Consider the following 16,618-nt stretch of genomic DNA (forward strand, 5'->3'; position numbering starts at 1 on the left):
GCGGTCAAAATTACTCTTCACGGGCCGTAACCTCGGTGCTTGAAGGGGGGCCGCCATATTCGGGCTTGAGCCTGCCGTCGTCGGCCAACAGCCAGGCGTCCATGATCTGGCGCACCACCGGGGCCGCGACGCCGGAGCCGGATTCGCCGTTTTCGACCATCACCGCCACCACGATTTTCGGATCGTCCGCCGGCGCGAAGCCGACAAACAAGGCGTGGTCACGGTGGCGCTCTTGAACCTTGGAGCGGTCATATTTCTCGCCTTGCTTGATCGCCACCACCTGCGCGGTACCGCTCTTGCCGGCAATGCGGTATTGCGCGCCAATGGCCGCTTTGCGCGCTGTACCGCGGGCGCCGTGCATCACTTGCTGCATGCCGTGATTGACCTTGGTCCAGTCCGACGGGTCACGCAGCACAATGTCGGGGATCGGGTTGTCATCCACCGGCTTTTCGCCTTCGATGGTCCGGGCCAGGTGCGGACGGTTCCAGATGCCTTTGTTGGCCACCAGCGCCGTGGCCTGCGCCAGCTGCAGCGGCGTGGCCTGCATGTAGCCCTGGCCGATGCCGAGGATCAACGTCTCGCCCGGGAACCACGCCTGGCGGCGGGTTGCGCGCTTCCACTCGCGCGACGGCATCAAGCCCGGGGACTCTTCGAACATGTCCAGGGAGACTTTCTGACCGAGGCCGAACTTGCCCATATAGGTGGATAGGCGATCAATCCCCAACTTGTGGGCCAGGTCGTAAAAATAGGTGTCGTTGGAGCGCATGATCGCGGTGTCCAAGTCGACATAGCCGTCACCGGTGCGGTTCCAGTTACGGTATTTGTGATCGTAGTTGGGCAGCATGTAGTAGCCAGGGTCATAGACTCGGCTGGAGGCCGTGACCACGCCCGCGTCCAGACCCGCAATCGCCACCGCCGGCTTGATTGTCGAACCCGGCGGGTACAGGCCGCGCAATACGCGGTTGAACAGCGGCCGGTCAATGGAATCGCGCAACTCGGCGTAAGCCTTGAAGCTGATGCCCGTCACAAACAAGTTGGGGTCGAAGCTTGGCTGGCTGACCATCGCCAGCACTTCACCGGTTTTCGGGTCCAGCGCGACTACCGCGCCACGGCGACCGCCCAGGGCCATCTCGGCGGCTTCCTGCAACTTGATGTCCAGGCTCAGGACGATGTCCTTGCCCGGCACCGGGTCGGTGCGCTTGAGTACCCGCAGCACACGGCCGCGAGCGTTGGTCTCGACTTCTTCGTAACCCACCTGGCCGTGCAGTTCTGGCTCGTAGAAACGCTCGATGCCTGTCTTGCCGATATGGTGGGTGCCGCTGTAATTGACCGGATCGAGGCTTTTCAGCTCTTTCTCGTTGATTCGCCCCATGTAGCCGACAGAGTGCGCAAAATGCGGCCCCTGCGGGTAGTGCCGCACCAACTGCGCCACCACTTCCACACCCGGCAGACGGAACTGGTTCACCGCGATCCGGGCGATCTGCTCTTCGGTCAGCTCAAACAGGATCGGCACCGGCTCGAATGGCCGGCGCCCCTGCTTCATGCGCTTTTCGAAGATCACGCGGTCTTCCGGGGTCAACTGCAGCACCTCGACGATCACATCGAGGATCTGCTGCCAATCACCGGAACGTTCGCGGGTCATGCTCAGGCTGAAGCTGGGCCGGTTATCCGCGACCACCACGCCATTGCGGTCGAAAATCAGCCCACGGGTCGGCGGAATCGGCTGCACATGCACCCGGTTGTTTTCCGACAGCGTGGAGTGATAGTCGTACTGGATCACCTGCAGGAAATACAGGCGCGCAATCAGCACCCCGATCAGCCCCACCACCATAAAAGCGCCGAACACGACCCGAGCGCGTACGAGACGTGCGTCTTTCTCGTGGTCCTTGATGCGGATCGGCTGGGTCATCGAAAGAGGCGCAGATTATTTGTGATAAGGGTGCCCGGACAGAACTGTCCAGGCGCGATACAGCTGTTCACCGATCAGGATTCTTACCAACGGGTGCGGCAGCGTCAGCGCTGACAACGACCAACGCTGGTCCGCCCGCGCACAGACTTCCGGCGCCAGCCCTTCGGGGCCGCCCACCATGAAGTTGACCGTACGCGAATCCAGGCGCCAGCGATCCAGTTCCACCGCCAATTGCTCGGTGCTCCAGGGTTTGCCGTGCACTTCGAGGGTGACGATGCGCTCGTTGGGGCCGACCTTGGCCAACATGGCTTCGCCTTCCTGACGGATAAAGCGCGCCACGTCGGCATTCTTGCCCCGGGTATTCAGCGGTATTTCCACCAGTTCAAGCGACAGCTCAGCGGGCAGACGTTTGGCATACTCGTGCCAGCCTTCTTCCACCCACTTGGGCATGCGTGAACCGACAGCGATCAGACGCAGGCGCACAGCCGTTCCTTATTCCTGGTCTTTGTTCAGCTTGTCGAAGTGCGCGTGGCCCACTTCCGGGCTGTGGTGCTTGCCATCGGCGGCACGGCTCTGCTCGGCGCCTTTCCACAGACGTTCCAGGTCGTAGAACTGGCGAGCGTTGGAGGTCATCATGTGTACGATCACGTCGTCCATATCCAACAGCACCCAGTCGCTGTCGCCCTTGCCTTCTTCACCCAGCGGCTTGACGCCTTGTGCTTTGACGGCTTCGCGAACCTTGTCCAGCATCGCGCCGATCTGGCGGTTGGAGGTACCGGTGGCGATGATCATGTAGTCGGTGATGCTCTGCTTGTCGCGCACGTCCAGCACTTGGATGTCCTGGGCCTTAACGTCTTCCAGGGCCGCTACGGCGACTTTTACCAGCTCTTCGCCAGCCAGCTCAGGGCCAACGTGGGCTTCTACTGGCAGCGGGGCGCTTTTGAAGGTGCCTTTGCGCTTAACTTTGCTTACGTCTTTGTTCGTCATATAAAACTCGTTTTGCTCGTATGTACGGGCGCTCGCTGTACGACTGTGCGTACGTTCAAGCGCGCCTTTTCAGTTCGACGCACGGTAAAGCCCGTGCGCATCGATGTAGGCCAGGACCGCGTCAGGCACCAGGAAACGTACCGACTTCCCGCTGGCCAGCAGTTGACGGATCTGGGTGGCGGACACCGCAAGCGGGGTCTGCCAGACGAATGCAATATTCCCGTTCGGCCCGGTCAGGGCCAAGGGGTCACTTACCGACCGCGCGGCCAGCAGGTTGCGCAAGGCATCCGGCGGTTCGCTGTCGGCATCCGGGCGTTGCAAAACCAGGATGTGGCAATGCTGGAGGAGTTCCTCCCAGCGATGCCAAGAGGGCAGGCCGCAAAAAGCGTCCCAGCCCAAAAGCAGAAACAACTGGTCATCCGCGGCCAACTCGGCGCGCATCAGCTCCAGGGTGTCAACAGTGTAGGACGGTTTATCGCGCTTGAGCTCATGGTCGTCCACCACCAGCGGCGAGATACCTTCCACGGCCAGGCGCACCATTTCCAGGCGCTGCTGGGGTGACACCTGCGGCGTATCGCGATGCGGCGGCCGGGCGTTGGGCATCACCCGCAGCTCGTCCAGCGCGAGGGCATCCGCGACTTCCAGGGCGCTGCGCAAATGGCCGATGTGCACGGGGTCGAAGGTACCGCCGAGCAGCCCGATGCGTTTAGCCATCAAGTGCGCACATGACCGTCGCCGAACACCACGTACTTCTCGCTGGTCAGGCCTTCCAGCCCAACCGGGCCACGGGCGTGCAGCTTATCAGTGGAAATACCGATCTCCGCCCCCAGGCCATATTCGAAGCCGTCGGCAAAACGCGTCGAGGCGTTGATCATTACCGAGGCGGAATCCACTTCGTTGAGGAAACGCCGGGCATCGCTGAAATGCTCGGAAACAATGGCGTCGGTGTGCTTGGAGCCGTAGGTGTTGATGTGCTCGATGGCCTCGTCCAGGTCATCAACGATCTTGATCGACAGGATCGGCGCCGTGTATTCGGTGTACCAATCCAGCTCGGTCGCTTCGATTACGTCCGCGCCCAACAGCGCACGGGTACGCACACAACCACGCAGTTCCACGCCCTTGTCGCGGTAGATGGCAGCCAGCGGCGGCAGCACGCGCTCGGCAATGCCGACGTGCACCAGCAGGGTTTCCATTGTGTTGCACGGGGCGTAGCGGTGAGTCTTGGCGTTGTCGGCGATGCGGATCGCCTTGTCGATGTCGGCGGCGATGTCGATGTACACGTGGCACACGCCGTCCAGGTGCTTGATGACTGGCACCTTGGCATCGCGGCTGACGCGCTCGATCAGGCTTTTGCCACCACGTGGCACGATCACGTCGACAAATTCCGGCATGGTGATCAACGCGCCCACGGCGGCACGGTCGGTGGTCTCCACCACTTGCACCACTTCGGCAGGCAACTCGGCCACGGCCAAGCCCTGCTGAATGCACGCTGCAATGGCACGGTTGGAATTGATCGCCTCGGAACCGCCACGCAGGATGGTGGCGTTGCCGGACTTGAGGCACAGGCTCGCGGCGTCGATGGTCACGTTCGGACGCGACTCATAAATGATGCCGATCACGCCCAGCGGCACGCGCATCTTGCCGACCTGGATGCCGGACGGCAGGTAACGCATGTCGCGGATTTCGCCGATGGGGTCAGGCAGCTTGGCCACCTGACGCAAACCTTCGATCATGTCGTCAATACGTGCCGGGGTCAGCGCCAGGCGGTCCAGCAGGGCTGGCTCCAGGCCATTGGCGCGGCCGTTGGCCAGGTCCAGTTCGTTGGCAGTGGCGAGCTCGGAGCGCGAAGCATCCAGAGCGTCGGCGGCAGCCAACAGGGCACGGTTCTTCTGCGCAGTGCTCGCACGGGCGATCAACCGCGAGGCCTGACGGGCAGCGCGACCCAGGCGGGTCATGTAGTCAAGAACGGACTCAGTCATGGTCAGGGAGTCTTGGCAGGGAGGAAAGCGGCAGATTATAGCTGTGACGCCGCCCGACTGACAGCGGTGAGGGGCGGATGGTCGAAATGAACTGTAAAAATCTGGGGTTCAGCGGTAATTAAGGTGGGAGTTGTTATGATTCCGTCACATTTAGCCGTATTTACCCTGACTGCCATGCCCAGCTCATCACCCCTACTCCCCGCCAGCCCCCTGCCCGACAGCTTCTTCGACCGCGATGCGCAAGTTCTTGCGCAAGCATTGCTCGGAAAAGTCATCCGCCATCGTGTCGGCGAAACCTGGCTTTCGGCACGAATTATTGAAACCGAAGCCTATTACGTGGCCGAAAAAGGCAGTCACGCTTCATTGGGCTACACAGAAAAGCGTAAGGCATTGTTTCTGGATGGTGGCCATATCTACATGTACTACGCCCGTGGTGGCGACTCCCTGAACTTCAGCGCTCATGGACCGGGCAATGCCGTGTTGATCAAATCGGCGTATCCGTGGGTCGACGCGTTGTCCGGCCCCGAAAGCCTGGCGCAGATGCTGTTGAACAACCCGAATGCCGACGGCAGCCCGCGCGCCGCTCAAAAGCTGTGCGCTGGCCAAACCTTACTGTGTAAAGCCTTGGGGCTGAAAGTGCCGATGTGGGATGCCAAGCGCTTCGATCAGGAGTTGCTCTACGTCGAGGATGTTGGGCAAACACCGACGCAAATCATCCAAACCACCCGCCTGGGTATTCCGAGCGGGCGCGATGAACACCTGATGTATCGCTTTGTGGATGCTGGCTATGCGCCTTATTGCACACGGAACCCGCTGCGCCGGGGCCAGGTCGAAGGTCGCGATTATTTTTTGATTGATTGAACACAAAAACCGGCAGCACAGCAGATCCCATGTGGGAGCTGGCTTGCCTGCGATAGCGGCGGATCAGGCAACTGAAATGTTTGCCTAAACACCGTCATCGCAGGCAAGCCAGCTCCCACAGTTTGATCTCTAGTGTTTGGGGTTATGGATTACATAGATGGAGTGGATTGTATGGGCCAATGGCTCGATAGCATTACCGGCTGGTTGACCCTCAACCCCGAATGGCTGGCGGTGGCGGTGTTTATCGTCGCCTGCGTGGAGTGTCTGGCCATCGCCGGGCTGATCGTGCCTGGCACGGTATTGTTGTTTGCTATTGCCGCACTCGCCGGCAGCGGCGCGCTGTCCCTGAGTGAAACCTTGCTGCTGGGTTTCCTGGGCGGTCTGCTCGGTGACGGGGTTTCCTACTTTCTGGGTCGACATTTCCACCAGAACATCCGGCGCTTGCCCGGCTTGCGTCACCACCCTGAATGGATGAACGGCGCTGAAACCTACTTCCACAAGTACGGCATTGCCAGCCTGCTGGTCGGACGCTTCATCGGCCCATTGCGCCCTATGCTGCCGATGGTGGCGGGCATGTGCGACATGCCATTTCCGCGCTTTGCGGTGGTGAGCATCGTGGCGGCAGCGGGCTGGTCGGTGGCCTATCTGCTGCCGGGATGGGCGACCGGCGCCGCCTTCCGCTTGCCTCTGCCCGAGGGGTTCTGGCCCGAGGCCGCAGTGGTCGCAGGATGCCTGGCCGTACTGATCGGGCTGAGCTTGAACAGCAGCTTGCGCGGCCATCGTCGCGCTACCTTGTGGATTGGTTGCGCCAGCCTGGTGCTGTTGATCGCGCTGTTTATCGGCTACCACTCTCTGGACAACTTCGACCATGGCCTGACCGCCCTGGTGCAGGAGCATCGCAGCCCTTGGCTGGATGAAGTGATGGTGCGCATCACCCAATTGGGTGAATTCAAGAAGATGTTTTTCGCCAGCGCCGTGTTCACCGGCCTGCTGCTATTGGCACGCCAATGGCGCCATGCGGTGTTTGTCGGCGTAACGCTGGCCGGAGCGGCGGTGATCAACACCGGGACCAAGCTGTTTTTCGCTCGCGGGCGGCCAGAAATCCTGACAGACCCTTTGACCAGCTTCAGCATGCCCAGCGGCCATGCGTCCGGCGCGTTCGCGTTTTTCCTGGCCCTGGCGATCCTGGCCGGTCGCGGGCAACCCACACGGCTGCGCCTGACCTGGATGCTGCTGGGCTGTATTCCGGCTGCATTTATCGCGCTGTCGCGGGTCTACCTCGGCGCGCATTGGCCCACGGACATCCTGGCCGGCACACTGCTGGCGATGACGGTGTGTGCGTTCAGCCTGGGCATCAGCGAGTACCGAAGCCCGCTGCCCGCCATGTCACAAAAAACCTGGTGGCTGCTGTTGCCGGCGCTGATTGCGGTGCTGAGTTTCATCGCAATCACCGGCACGCCGCATGCTCTGCTGCGCTACGCCTATTAAGTGAACAGCTCACCCTGCAACTCATCGAGCAGCATCTGGATCGCATCCAGGCGCTGCTGCGGGTCGTCGAGTTGCAGCAGGTCGATCTTGTCGGCGTCGGTGAAGGGCAGCAGATACGCCAACTGATTGCCCAAGGCTTGCTGCCCCTCGGCGTGCGCATCCATGTCCAGCGAAGCAACCAAGGGGTGCTCGGCCAACGCCTGCAGCAGCGCCAGCAGGTCGGCGTCCTCTTCTTCCAGCGGTTGGTCTGGCAGTTCTTCGAGCCATTGCACGTCGGCCACCAGCAATTGGTCCCTCTGCACGCCCGCATCCCGTACGCGGAACCTGCGGCCGCCTTCAACTCGAATCCCCAGCAGGCCGTTGTCCTGCTGCTTGAAGTCGCGAATCAGCGCTTCACAGCCGATCAGCGCGTAGCCGTCCGGCGCCATGCCCACTTCCCTGCCGTCGAGGATGCACACCACGCCGAAGCTTTCGCCCTTTTTCATGCAGCGGCTGATCATGTCCAAGTAGCGCGCCTCGAACAGTTGCAGGTCGAGGGTGCAGCCAGGGAACAGCACGGTATTGAGCGGGAACAGCGCCAGACTCATAAAAGGTTTCCTTAAACCCGATTTAAACGATCACCGACACAGCCAGCGGCAGGAACACCGCCGTGGCTACGCCCATCAGACTCATGGCCAGCGCCGCAAAGGCGCCGCACTCTTCGCTTTCCTGCAGGGCCACCGAAGTGCCGACGGCGTGGGCAGTCATGCCCAGGGCCATGCCACGCGCTTCGGGGCTGTACACGCCCAAGCGTGAAAGCAGTGACGGGCCGACCATCGCCCCCACCACCCCGGTGATCAGCACAAACACCGCCGCCAACGCCGCCACGCCGCCGATCTGCTCGGCCACCAGCATGGCAATCGGCGAGGTCACCGACTTGGGCGCCATGGTCATCAACATCATGTGCTCGGCGCCAAACCACCAGCCCAGCAGCACACACAGGCCGGTGGCCAACACCCCGCCTACCACCAGCGTAGTAAAAATCGGCCAGAACAATTGGCGAATCCGCCGCAGGTTCAAATACAGCGGCACGGCCAAGGCCACCGTCGCCGGGCCGAGCAGGATGCCCATGATCTCGGTGCTCTTGCGGTATTCGGCGTAGCTCAGGCCACAGGAGAGCAACACGCCGATCACCAACAGCATGGAGACCAGCACCGGTTGCAGGAAGACCCAACGGGTTTTCTCGAACCCTGCCAACACCAGTTGATAGGCACCGAGGGTAATGCCAATGCCGAACAAGGGGTGATGAATCACCGCCGTCCACGCGCCCTGCCAGTCGAAGGTCATTGGTCCTTCTCCTTGCGCTTGACCATCTGCTGCATCAGCACGCCGACAAACGCCATGGCGGTCACCAGCGACAATACCAGCGCGCCGACAATCGCCCAGAAATCAGCGGCAATGTCCTTGGCATACACCATTACCCCCACCGCCGGCGGCACCAGCAGTAACGGCAGGTAACGCAACAGGCTGCTGGCCGCCAGGCTCAGGGGCTCGCCGACTTCGCCGCGCCACACCAGGTAACCCAGCATCAGCAACAGGCCGATGATCGGCCCCGGCAGTACCGGCAGCAGCAAATGATTGAGTGCCGTGCCGATCAATTGAAACAGCACCAGCCATGTCAGACCGCGTAACAGCATCCGTTTTCTCCCCCCTCAAAACGTATCGGCATTATAAGCATGCCCGCCGTATGCTCAGGCATTCGCCAAAAGCATGGTGGGTTGACCCGACCTGTTGCCCATGATGATCTACATTGAAGTTCGCCTACTGATAAAAACCGATGAACCAAGGAGAGACGCAATGCCCTATGTACCCGTAGCGCAGCTCAACGATTATGTCGGCAAGGAACTGGGACGTTCCGAATGGCTCACCATCGACCAGGCGCGCATCAACCTGTTCGCAGAGGCCACTGGCGATCATCAGTTCATCCACGTCGACCCGGTCAAGGCCGCGCAAACACCGTTCGGCAGCACCATCGCCCACGGTTTCCTGTCGTTGTCGCTGATGCCCAAGCTGATGGAAGACATCCTGATCATGCCTGAAGGCCTGAAGATGGCAGTCAACTATGGCCTGGACAGCGTGCGCTTTATCCAGCCGGTGAAGGTTAATTCCAAGGTGCGCCTGAACGTGACCCTGACCGACGTCACCGAGAAAAAGCCTGGCCAATGGCTGTTCAAGGCCACGGCCACCCTGGAAATCGAAGGCCAGGAAAAACCCGCCTACATTGCCGAGTCGCTGTCACTCTGCTTCGTGTAAGCCTTGCCTGTGGTGGGGGGTAAAACCTCACCACAGTGTATGTAAATTTATGTATGAAACTCGCGGCTGCGGCATACTCGGCGTTCAATTACCCGGATCCCGCTATGCGCCCACTCGCTCCCCTTGCCCTTGCCCTGTTGCTCACCGCTTGCGGAGACGGCGAATCGCTGTTGCCGCCCGATGCGCGCCTGCCCGACGGCGGCCGCTATCGGGGCGATGTGGTCAATGGTTTGCTGCAAGGCCAGGGCCGTGTGGACTACCCCAATGGCAGCTGGTACGCCGGCCAGTTCGACAAAGGTCAATGGCACGGCCAGGGCGAATGGCATGGCAGCAATGGCGAAGTCTATAAAGGTCAGTTCAAACAGGGTCTGTTCGACGGCCAGGGCAGCCTGACCACGGCGGGCAGCCACTATGTGGGCGGTTTCAAGAACGGGCGACGCAACGGCGAAGGCACCCTCAAAGAGGGGCAGATGACCTATCGCGGTGAATTCAAGGACGACCAGTATTCCGGCCTCGGTCGCCTGGAACTGGCCGACGGCAGCCAGTACCAGGGCCAGTTTGCCCACGGCAAGCCGAATGGCGAAGGCCAGCGCAACGATGACAGTGGCAACCAGTTCAGCGGCCATTTCGTCGATGGCCAACTGGAGGGCAACGGCACGTTCAACAGCGCCGACGGCGACATCTATGTCGGCCAGTTCAAACAGAACCAGCTCAACGGCAAGGGCCGCTATGAGAACGCCGACGGCGACGTGTGGATCGGCCAGTTCAAGGAAGGTGCGCTCAGCGGCAAGGGCGAATTGATTGGCGTCGATGGCAGCCACTATGTGGGTCAGTTCAGCGACTGGCGCTTTACCGGTGAAGGCCGCCTGAACCTCACCGACGGCAGCTTCTATATCGGCGGCTTCGACAGCGACAGCTATCAAGGCAAAGGCACCCTCGTCCTCACCGATGGCACCGTACAGGCCGGCACGTGGGTCAATGGCATGCGCGTGCGTGATGCCGACGGCAAATTATTGCCCGACCCACTGGAAATCGGTGTGCTGGCCCAGGGCCGCCTGCTGGATACCGCCCTCGCCGAAGTGCCCGCCTCCACGCCCGCCGTGGAGCTGTACACCCTGGCTGTGGCCGGTGACGGCAAACAGAGCGTGTTCCTGCGCGAGGCCGATTACGTCAGCAACCTGCTCGCAACGCGTTTCGGCGCGCGTGGGCAGATTCGCCTGGTCAATCACCGCGACCACATCGCCGACCGCCCACTGGCCACCCGCGAAAGCCTGCGTCGCGCCGTGCAAACCCTGGCCGAACGCACCGGGCCGGAAGACTTGGTGTTTATCTACATGACCAGCCACGGCACCCACGAACACGAACTGGTGCTGGACCAACCGCGCATGGAGCTGGCGGACCTGCCTGCCGATGAACTGGCCGCCGTGATGGCGCCGTTGAAGAACCGCGACAAGATCGTGGTGATTTCCGCCTGCTACTCCGGCGGCTTCATCCCGGCACTGAAAGATGAGCGCACGCTGATCATGACCGCCTCGCGGGCCGACCGTGTGTCCTTCGGTTGTTCCGAGGAAGCCGACTTCACCTACTTCGGCGACGCCCTCTTCGCCCAAGCCTTCAACCAGACCGACGACCTGCAGCAAGCCTTCAAGCTGGCGCAACTGCATGTGGCCGAGCGCGAGCAGGCGGACAGCTTCGAAGCCTCCGAACCGCAGATCTGGGCTCCCAAGGGCGTCATCGCCCATTGGCAATTATTACGTAAGCAGCAGGCACGAAAGGCGCTCGAAAGCGTCTCAATGAATAGCAAGGAAGCCAAAGGCAACTAAGCTGTAACGTGTAACAAGGGGGAAACACCATGTACCTGACTCCGCAGCATATCTTGCTCGCTGGCGCCTCTGGCCTCACCGGCGAACACCTGCTCGACCGCCTGCTCAACGAACCCACCGTGACCCGCGTGCTGGCACCCACCCGCAAGCCACTGGCCGAACACCCGCACCTGGAAAACCCGGTGGGCGACCCGGCGGTGTTCCTGCCGCAACTGAGCGGCCAGGTGGATATCGCCTTCTGCTGCCTGGGCACCACCATCAAACAAGCGGGCTCCGAAGCCGCCTTCCGCGCGGTCGACCTGGACATGGTCGTGGCTTTCGCCAAACGCGCACGGGAACTGGGCGCGCGGCACCTGATCGTGATCAGCGCGATTGGCGCCGACCCGAAATCTTCGATCTTCTACAACCGCGTCAAAGGTGAAATGGAAGAGGCGCTGAAGGCCCAGGATTGGCCACAACTGACCATCGTGCGCCCTTCGCTGTTACTCGGGGAAAGGCTGGAGCCGCGCTTGGCCGAACAACTGGCCGGACCGTTGTCGCGACTGATTCCGGGCAAATACCGCGGCATTGAAGTGTGCGAACTGGCCCGCGCCATGTGGCGCCTGGCGCTGGAAGAGCAGGATGGGGTGCGAGTGGTGGAGTCGGATGAGTTGCGCAAGCTGGGCAAGTAGTTCTGTGGTGAACACAAGGGCCTCATCGCGGCATAGGTATCTACACATCTTGAGGGAGCCCTCTGCGTAGCAGCTGTCGAGCCCCGGCGAGGCTGCGTTTGCGGGCTGTCTGACACACCGCTGACGCAGCCTCGCCAGGGCTCGACAGCTGCTACGCAATTTCACTTTGAAGATGTGTAGATACTTATGCTCATCGCGGGCAAGCCCGCTCCCACATTTGATCGGGTTCACACAGTTCTAAATGTGGGAGCTGGCTTGCCTGCGATGAGGCCAGCACAAGCAATACACCTCTATAGGCCGCCTGTGGCATTGAAGCCAACGCCCAACACCGTCAACACCGACAGCGGCAACAACAGCGTATCGAGCAACGCACTCGCCGGCAGATCCACACCGGGGTAGCTCGGCGCCTCGGCACCAAACCTATCCTTGGCGCAGCAACCCCCATTCATCGCATACAAATCCAGACGCGTACCGGCATACACCACCGGCGCGCCTGGCTTTGCCGCATCCAGCGTGCGGGCAGTGGCGCAGCCCGTCAGATGCAACGCCAGTACGATCAGCAGCGCCTTATTCATCACTGCTCAAATGATGCTCACCCCAACGCGGCAGCATGTCCTGAGGGATATTCAGCAGGTTGAGAATGCGCGCCACCACAAAATCCACCAAGTCATCGATGGTCTGCGGCTGGTGATAAAAACCGGGCGAGGCCGGCAAAATCGTCACGCCCATGTTCGACAACTTGAGCATGTGCTCCAGGTGAATGCTCGAATACGGCGCTTCACGGGGCACTAGGATCAACTGCCTGCGCTCCTTCAACGTCACGTCTGCCGCGCGTTCAATCAAGTTGTTGCAGGCACCCGTGGCAATCGCAGACAAGGTGCCCGTAGAACACGGCACCACCACCATGGCCGCCGGCGCACCGGAGCCGGAGGCCACGGGCGACATCCAGTCCTCTTTACCGTAAACCTTGATCTGCCCCGCCGCCGCACCGGTGTACTCGGTGAGGAAGGCCTGCATCATCTGCACCTTGGGTGGCAGCGCCACGTCGGTCTCGGTGGCCATCACCAACTGCGCGGCCTTGGAGATCAGGAAGTGCACCTCACGGTCTTCGCGCACCAGGCAATCCAGCAGGCGCAAACCATAGGGCGCGCCGGACGCACCGGTCATCGCCAGGGTGACGCGTTCCGGCCCGCTCATTTCAGCGCCTCGGCCAGCTTACCGTGCAGGCCACCGAAGCCGCCGTTGCTCATGACCACCACATGCGTGCCGGGTTTGGCCTGTTGCTTGACGTGCTCAATGATGCCTTCGATGGAATCACACACGGTGGAGGGCACCGTGCACAGCGCGGCAATCGCCGGCAGGTCCCAGCCGAGATTGGCCGGCGCGTACCAGACGGCCTCGTCGGCATCGTTGACGCTTTCCGGCAGGCCATCGCGGTGCGCGCCGAGCTTCATGGAATTGGAACGCGGTTCGATAATCGCAATGATCGGCGCATCACCGACACGCTTGCGCAGGCCGTCCAACGTAGTAGCAATGGCCGTTGGGTGGTGGGCAAAGTCGTCGTAGATGGTAATGCCATTCACGTCGGCGACTTTTTCCATACGGCGCTTCACGCTTTTGAAAGCACTCAACGCGGCAATGCCCATGGAAGGCACCACGCCCACATGCCGCGCGGCAGCCAGGGTAACCAAGGCGTTGGCGACGTTGTGCTGGCCGGTCATGTCCCAATCGACAATGCCCTGGGCTTCGCCGTCGAACAGCACTTCAAATCGGGAACCGTCTTCGCTGAGCAGCTTGACCTGCCATTGCCCGCCCACGCCAGTGGTTTGCACCGGGGTCCAGCAGCCCATGTCGATCACGCGCTGCAACGCCGGTTCGGTGGTCGGGTGGATCACCAGGCCTTCGCTCGGAATGGTGCGCACCAAATGGTGGAACTGACGCTCGATGGCTAGCAGATCGGGGAAGATGTCCGCGTGATCGAACTCCAGGTTGTTCAGGATCGCCGTGCGCGGGCGGTAGTGAACGAACTTGGAGCGCTTGTCGAAGAAGGCGCTGTCGTATTCATCCGCCTCGATCACGAAGAACGGCGTATCGCCCAGGCGCGCCGACACCGAGAAGTTCTGCGGCACGCCGCCGATCAGGAACCCCGGGCTCATGCCCGCATGCTCCAGCACCCAGGCCAGCATGCTGCTGGTGGTGGTTTTGCCGTGGGTGCCGGCAACCGCGAGCACCCAACGGCCTTGCAGCACATGGTCCGCCAGCCATTGCGGGCCAGACACATAGGGCAAACCTTTATTGAGTACGTATTCGACCGCCGGGTTGCCACGGGACATGGCGTTACCGATCACCACCAGGTCCGGGACCGGGTCGAATTGCGACGGGTCGTAGCCTTGGGTCAGCTCGATGCCCTGGGCCTCGAGTTGCGTGCTCATGGGCGGGTAAACGTTGGCATCGGAGCCTGTCACGTGATGGCCCAGCTCTTTGGCCAGTACTGCCATCGAGCCCATGAACGTGCCGCAAATACCGAGAATATGAATGTGCATAGTCGACCTCGTAAAACATCGAGGCAGGTTAGCGCAGGGGGGCGAAAATCGCACCTTTTAGCTGAGGGCGTGGCGCGCGATGCCGTGCCGGCGCAGCTTTCTATACAGCGTGTTGCGGCTCACACCCAACTGCTCCGCTGTGTGCGTCATGTGCCAGCGCTGTTGCTGCAACGCCGTAAGCAGTGCGAGGCGTTCGGCGTCTTCCAGTGGCGATTCCACAAGCGTGGCCTGCGCGGCTGCCACGGGACGGGCCTGGCGAATCTGCGCGGGCAAGTCCTCAAGGCCGACACGCCCCTCGTCGCACAACGCCACCAGCGTGCGCAATACCGTGCGAAGTTGGCGCACATTTCCCGGCCACGCGAATGCCAGCAGCGCCCCACGCGCCGCCGGGTCGAGCGATACGGCCTCACCGTTGGCTTCCTGCGCCAGCAGAAAATCGAGCAACTGGGATGTGTCACTGCGCTCGCGCAAAGGCGGCAACCCAACTTCCAGACCATTGAGCCGGTAGTACAAGTCCTCGCGGAAACTACCTTCCTGCACACGTTCCAGGAGATTGCGGTGGGTCGCGCTGATGATTCTGACGTTCACCGCCAAGGGCTCACCGCCGAGCGGCACCACCAGCCGATCCTCCAGCACCCTTAATAGCCGGGTTTGCAACGCCAGGGGCATATCGCCGATTTCATCCAGGAACAACGTGCCGCCGTCGGCTTGCTGCAGCTTGCCTTGCATGCCCTCTTTGCGCGCGCCGGTAAAGCTGCCACCGCGATAGCCGAACAGCTCGCTTTCAATCAGGCTTTCCGGAATCGCCGCACAGTTGAGCGCAACAAACGCTTTGTCGGCACGCTGGCTGGCCAGGTGCACAGCCTTGGCGAAGGCCTCTTTGCCGGAGCCGGTTTCGCCATTGATCAGCAACGGCACATCGCGCTCAAACACGCGCAGCGCCTTGCTGAAATCCTGTTGCAGCGCCGGGTCGCCCAGGCAGATACCAGGCAGTTGCGGCCGCGCCACCACAACAGGTTTGGCAACGGGCGACGGCGCGCTGCGCGCCTGGCCGCGCAACGCCGCGAACAAATGCCGACCATCACGGGTACGCAACGGCCAACTGGCGGTGGCATTCGCGCTGGCGCGACCGAGCAACTGATCCAGGGAGCACTCGAAAAACGCCTCCACCGGCTGCCCGAGCAAATGGCCACGCAGTTGCCCCAACAGGTTCAGCGCACTCTGGTTGACCGCACAAATCCGCCCCTCGCCATCGAACGCCAGCAGGCCTTCGCTGAACAACCCGACCGACTCCGCCTGCAAGTGGAAGCGCAGCAGCCAGTGGTGTTCAAAGTGACGCAGGAAGTAGCAACTCTCGATCATCTTCGCCGACAGGTTTACCAGCGCCATGGTGTGGAACTGGCTCTGGCGCGACACCGCTTCCCGCGCCGAGGACACGTCCAACACGGCTAGCAGATCGCCATGTGGGTCGAACACCGGGCTGGCCGAACAGGTCAGGCCCGTGTGGCGCCCACGAAAATGCTCATCGCGGTGAATGGTCAGGGACTGGCGCTCCACCAGGCAGGTGCCGATGCCATTGGTGCCTTCGCAGGCTTCGCTCCAATCGGCGCCCAGCCACAGCCCGGCGCGCTCGAAAATCTTGCGCTCCGACGGCGCAGTGACGCAGTTGAGGATCACCCCGCGCGCGTCAGTCAGTAACACCGCATGCCCGGCACCGGAGAGTTGCTGGTGCAGGCTGTTCATCTCGCTGCCGGCGATGTGCAGCACCTGCTGCAGGCGTTCGCGGCTTTCCAGCAAGCGGCCGTGTTCGAGCACAGTGGGGGCAATGGTTTGCGCAGGGTCAAGGTGGTAGTCCTCCAGGCAACGCAGCCAGGAGCGAGCGATGGAAGGATCGCTGGACGGGTCGCGGCCATGCGCCACGGTCAAAACTTGTTGGGCATGGCGACTGAATTGATCGTTGTGCATTTCTTATTATTCTCCCTGCGTGAGAACGCCCAGCATCCCCCAGCCATCCAGGCATTGCAATCCCGGGCCGACCCACCGGTCACAGGCTGTACCGTTTGTG

The 16,618-nt window shown here is 61.7% G+C and carries 17 protein-coding genes; 5 read left to right on the plus strand and 12 right to left on the minus strand.

Features of this window, described 5'->3' with window-relative positions; all coding sequences use genetic code 11:
* Positions 1 to 10: 10 nt before the first annotated feature.
* From mrdA to BFP95_RS00690, 5 genes are all read right to left on the minus strand, one after another.
* Positions 11 to 1,909 carry a penicillin-binding protein 2 gene (mrdA, locus tag BFP95_RS00670; RefSeq protein WP_065873683.1) on the minus strand — a complete coding sequence of 633 codons (1,899 nt, stop codon included), beginning with the start codon at positions 1,907 to 1,909 and terminating at the stop codon, positions 11 to 13.
* 15 nt (positions 1,910 to 1,924) lie between these two features.
* On the minus strand, positions 1,925 to 2,392 hold the full coding sequence (rlmH, locus tag BFP95_RS00675) for a 23S rRNA (pseudouridine(1915)-N(3))-methyltransferase RlmH (protein WP_003176297.1): 468 nt from the start codon (positions 2,390 to 2,392) through the stop codon (positions 1,925 to 1,927).
* A gap of 9 nt (positions 2,393 to 2,401) precedes the next feature.
* A complete protein-coding gene (gene rsfS, locus BFP95_RS00680; RefSeq protein WP_003237041.1) occupies positions 2,402 to 2,896 on the minus strand; it encodes a ribosome silencing factor in 495 nt (164 codons plus the stop codon).
* A 69-nt stretch (positions 2,897 to 2,965) separates the two neighbouring features.
* Complete coding sequence (gene nadD, locus BFP95_RS00685) at positions 2,966 to 3,610, minus strand: nicotinate-nucleotide adenylyltransferase (protein WP_049711370.1); 645 nt, start codon at positions 3,608 to 3,610, stop codon at positions 2,966 to 2,968.
* Positions 3,610 to 4,875, minus strand: a complete 1,266-nt coding sequence (locus BFP95_RS00690; RefSeq protein WP_065880415.1) for a glutamate-5-semialdehyde dehydrogenase — start codon at positions 4,873 to 4,875, stop codon at positions 3,610 to 3,612. Before BFP95_RS00690 ends, nadD begins: the two co-directional genes overlap by 1 nt.
* Positions 4,876 to 5,049: 174 nt before the next feature.
* Between BFP95_RS00690 and BFP95_RS00695 the strand changes: the two genes are divergently transcribed.
* The gene (locus BFP95_RS00695; RefSeq protein ID WP_065909025.1) at positions 5,050 to 5,736 is read left to right on the plus strand and encodes a DNA-3-methyladenine glycosylase; all 687 of its coding nucleotides are present in this window, start codon (positions 5,050 to 5,052) and stop codon (positions 5,734 to 5,736) included.
* Positions 5,737 to 5,907: 171 nt separating this feature from the next.
* Entirely contained in the window at positions 5,908 to 7,224 is a 1,317-nt protein-coding gene (locus BFP95_RS00700; RefSeq protein WP_065908953.1) for a bifunctional DedA family/phosphatase PAP2 family protein, read from the plus strand.
* Here BFP95_RS00700 and BFP95_RS00705 read toward each other — a convergent pair.
* The 3 genes from BFP95_RS00705 to BFP95_RS00715 are packed head-to-tail and all read right to left on the minus strand — an operon-like array spanning position 7,221 to position 8,900.
* Positions 7,221 to 7,811: an LON peptidase substrate-binding domain-containing protein gene (locus tag BFP95_RS00705; protein ID WP_065880416.1), complete on the minus strand. Its 591-nt coding sequence runs from the start codon at positions 7,809 to 7,811 to the stop codon at positions 7,221 to 7,223. The two genes, BFP95_RS00700 and BFP95_RS00705, sit on opposite strands and share 4 nt — an antisense overlap.
* 22 nt (positions 7,812 to 7,833) lie before the next feature.
* Complete coding sequence (locus tag BFP95_RS00710; RefSeq protein WP_065873687.1) at positions 7,834 to 8,550, minus strand: LrgB family protein; 717 nt, start codon at positions 8,548 to 8,550, stop codon at positions 7,834 to 7,836.
* A complete protein-coding gene (locus BFP95_RS00715) occupies positions 8,547 to 8,900 on the minus strand; it encodes a CidA/LrgA family protein (protein ID WP_065873688.1) in 354 nt (117 codons plus the stop codon). Before BFP95_RS00715 ends, BFP95_RS00710 begins: the two co-directional genes overlap by 4 nt.
* A 160-nt stretch (positions 8,901 to 9,060) precedes the next feature.
* On the opposite strand from BFP95_RS00715, the gene BFP95_RS00720 reads away from it, so the two are divergent.
* The 3 genes from BFP95_RS00720 to BFP95_RS00730 all read left to right on the plus strand — a co-directional run bounded on the left by BFP95_RS00720 (position 9,061) and on the right by BFP95_RS00730 (position 12,010).
* Positions 9,061 to 9,516, plus strand: coding sequence for a MaoC family dehydratase (locus BFP95_RS00720; protein WP_049711364.1), 456 nt, complete (start codon positions 9,061 to 9,063; stop codon positions 9,514 to 9,516).
* A gap of 104 nt (positions 9,517 to 9,620) precedes the next feature.
* On the plus strand, positions 9,621 to 11,339 hold the full coding sequence (locus tag BFP95_RS00725; RefSeq protein WP_065880417.1) for a C13 family peptidase: 1,719 nt from the start codon (positions 9,621 to 9,623) through the stop codon (positions 11,337 to 11,339).
* Between the two features lie 29 nt (positions 11,340 to 11,368).
* Positions 11,369 to 12,010 carry an oxidoreductase gene (locus BFP95_RS00730; RefSeq protein ID WP_049711362.1) on the plus strand — a complete coding sequence of 214 codons (642 nt, stop codon included), beginning with the start codon at positions 11,369 to 11,371 and terminating at the stop codon, positions 12,008 to 12,010.
* 290 nt (positions 12,011 to 12,300) lie between these two features.
* Here BFP95_RS00730 and BFP95_RS00735 read toward each other — a convergent pair whose 3' ends face one another.
* Genes BFP95_RS00735 through BFP95_RS00750 form a run of 4 tightly spaced genes read right to left on the minus strand, consistent with a single transcriptional unit; the run spans position 12,301 to position 16,518 of the window.
* A complete protein-coding gene (locus BFP95_RS00735) occupies positions 12,301 to 12,585 on the minus strand; it encodes a YceK/YidQ family lipoprotein (protein ID WP_065873690.1) in 285 nt (94 codons plus the stop codon).
* Positions 12,578 to 13,207, minus strand: coding sequence for a flavin prenyltransferase UbiX (gene ubiX / locus BFP95_RS00740; RefSeq protein WP_017735613.1), 630 nt, complete (start codon positions 13,205 to 13,207; stop codon positions 12,578 to 12,580). Before ubiX ends, BFP95_RS00735 begins: the two co-directional genes overlap by 8 nt.
* A complete protein-coding gene (gene mpl, locus BFP95_RS00745; RefSeq protein ID WP_065873691.1) occupies positions 13,204 to 14,553 on the minus strand; it encodes a UDP-N-acetylmuramate:L-alanyl-gamma-D-glutamyl-meso-diaminopimelate ligase in 1,350 nt (449 codons plus the stop codon). Before mpl ends, ubiX begins: the two co-directional genes overlap by 4 nt.
* A gap of 57 nt (positions 14,554 to 14,610) precedes the next feature.
* Positions 14,611 to 16,518: a sigma-54-dependent Fis family transcriptional regulator gene (locus BFP95_RS00750; RefSeq protein ID WP_065873692.1), complete on the minus strand. Its 1,908-nt coding sequence runs from the start codon at positions 16,516 to 16,518 to the stop codon at positions 14,611 to 14,613.
* Between the last annotated feature and the right edge of the window lie 100 nt (positions 16,519 to 16,618).

This window comes from Pseudomonas sp. 58 R 12, from assembly GCF_900005865.1.
Classification (GTDB): Bacteria; Pseudomonadota; Gammaproteobacteria; order Pseudomonadales; family Pseudomonadaceae; genus Aquipseudomonas; species Aquipseudomonas tritici.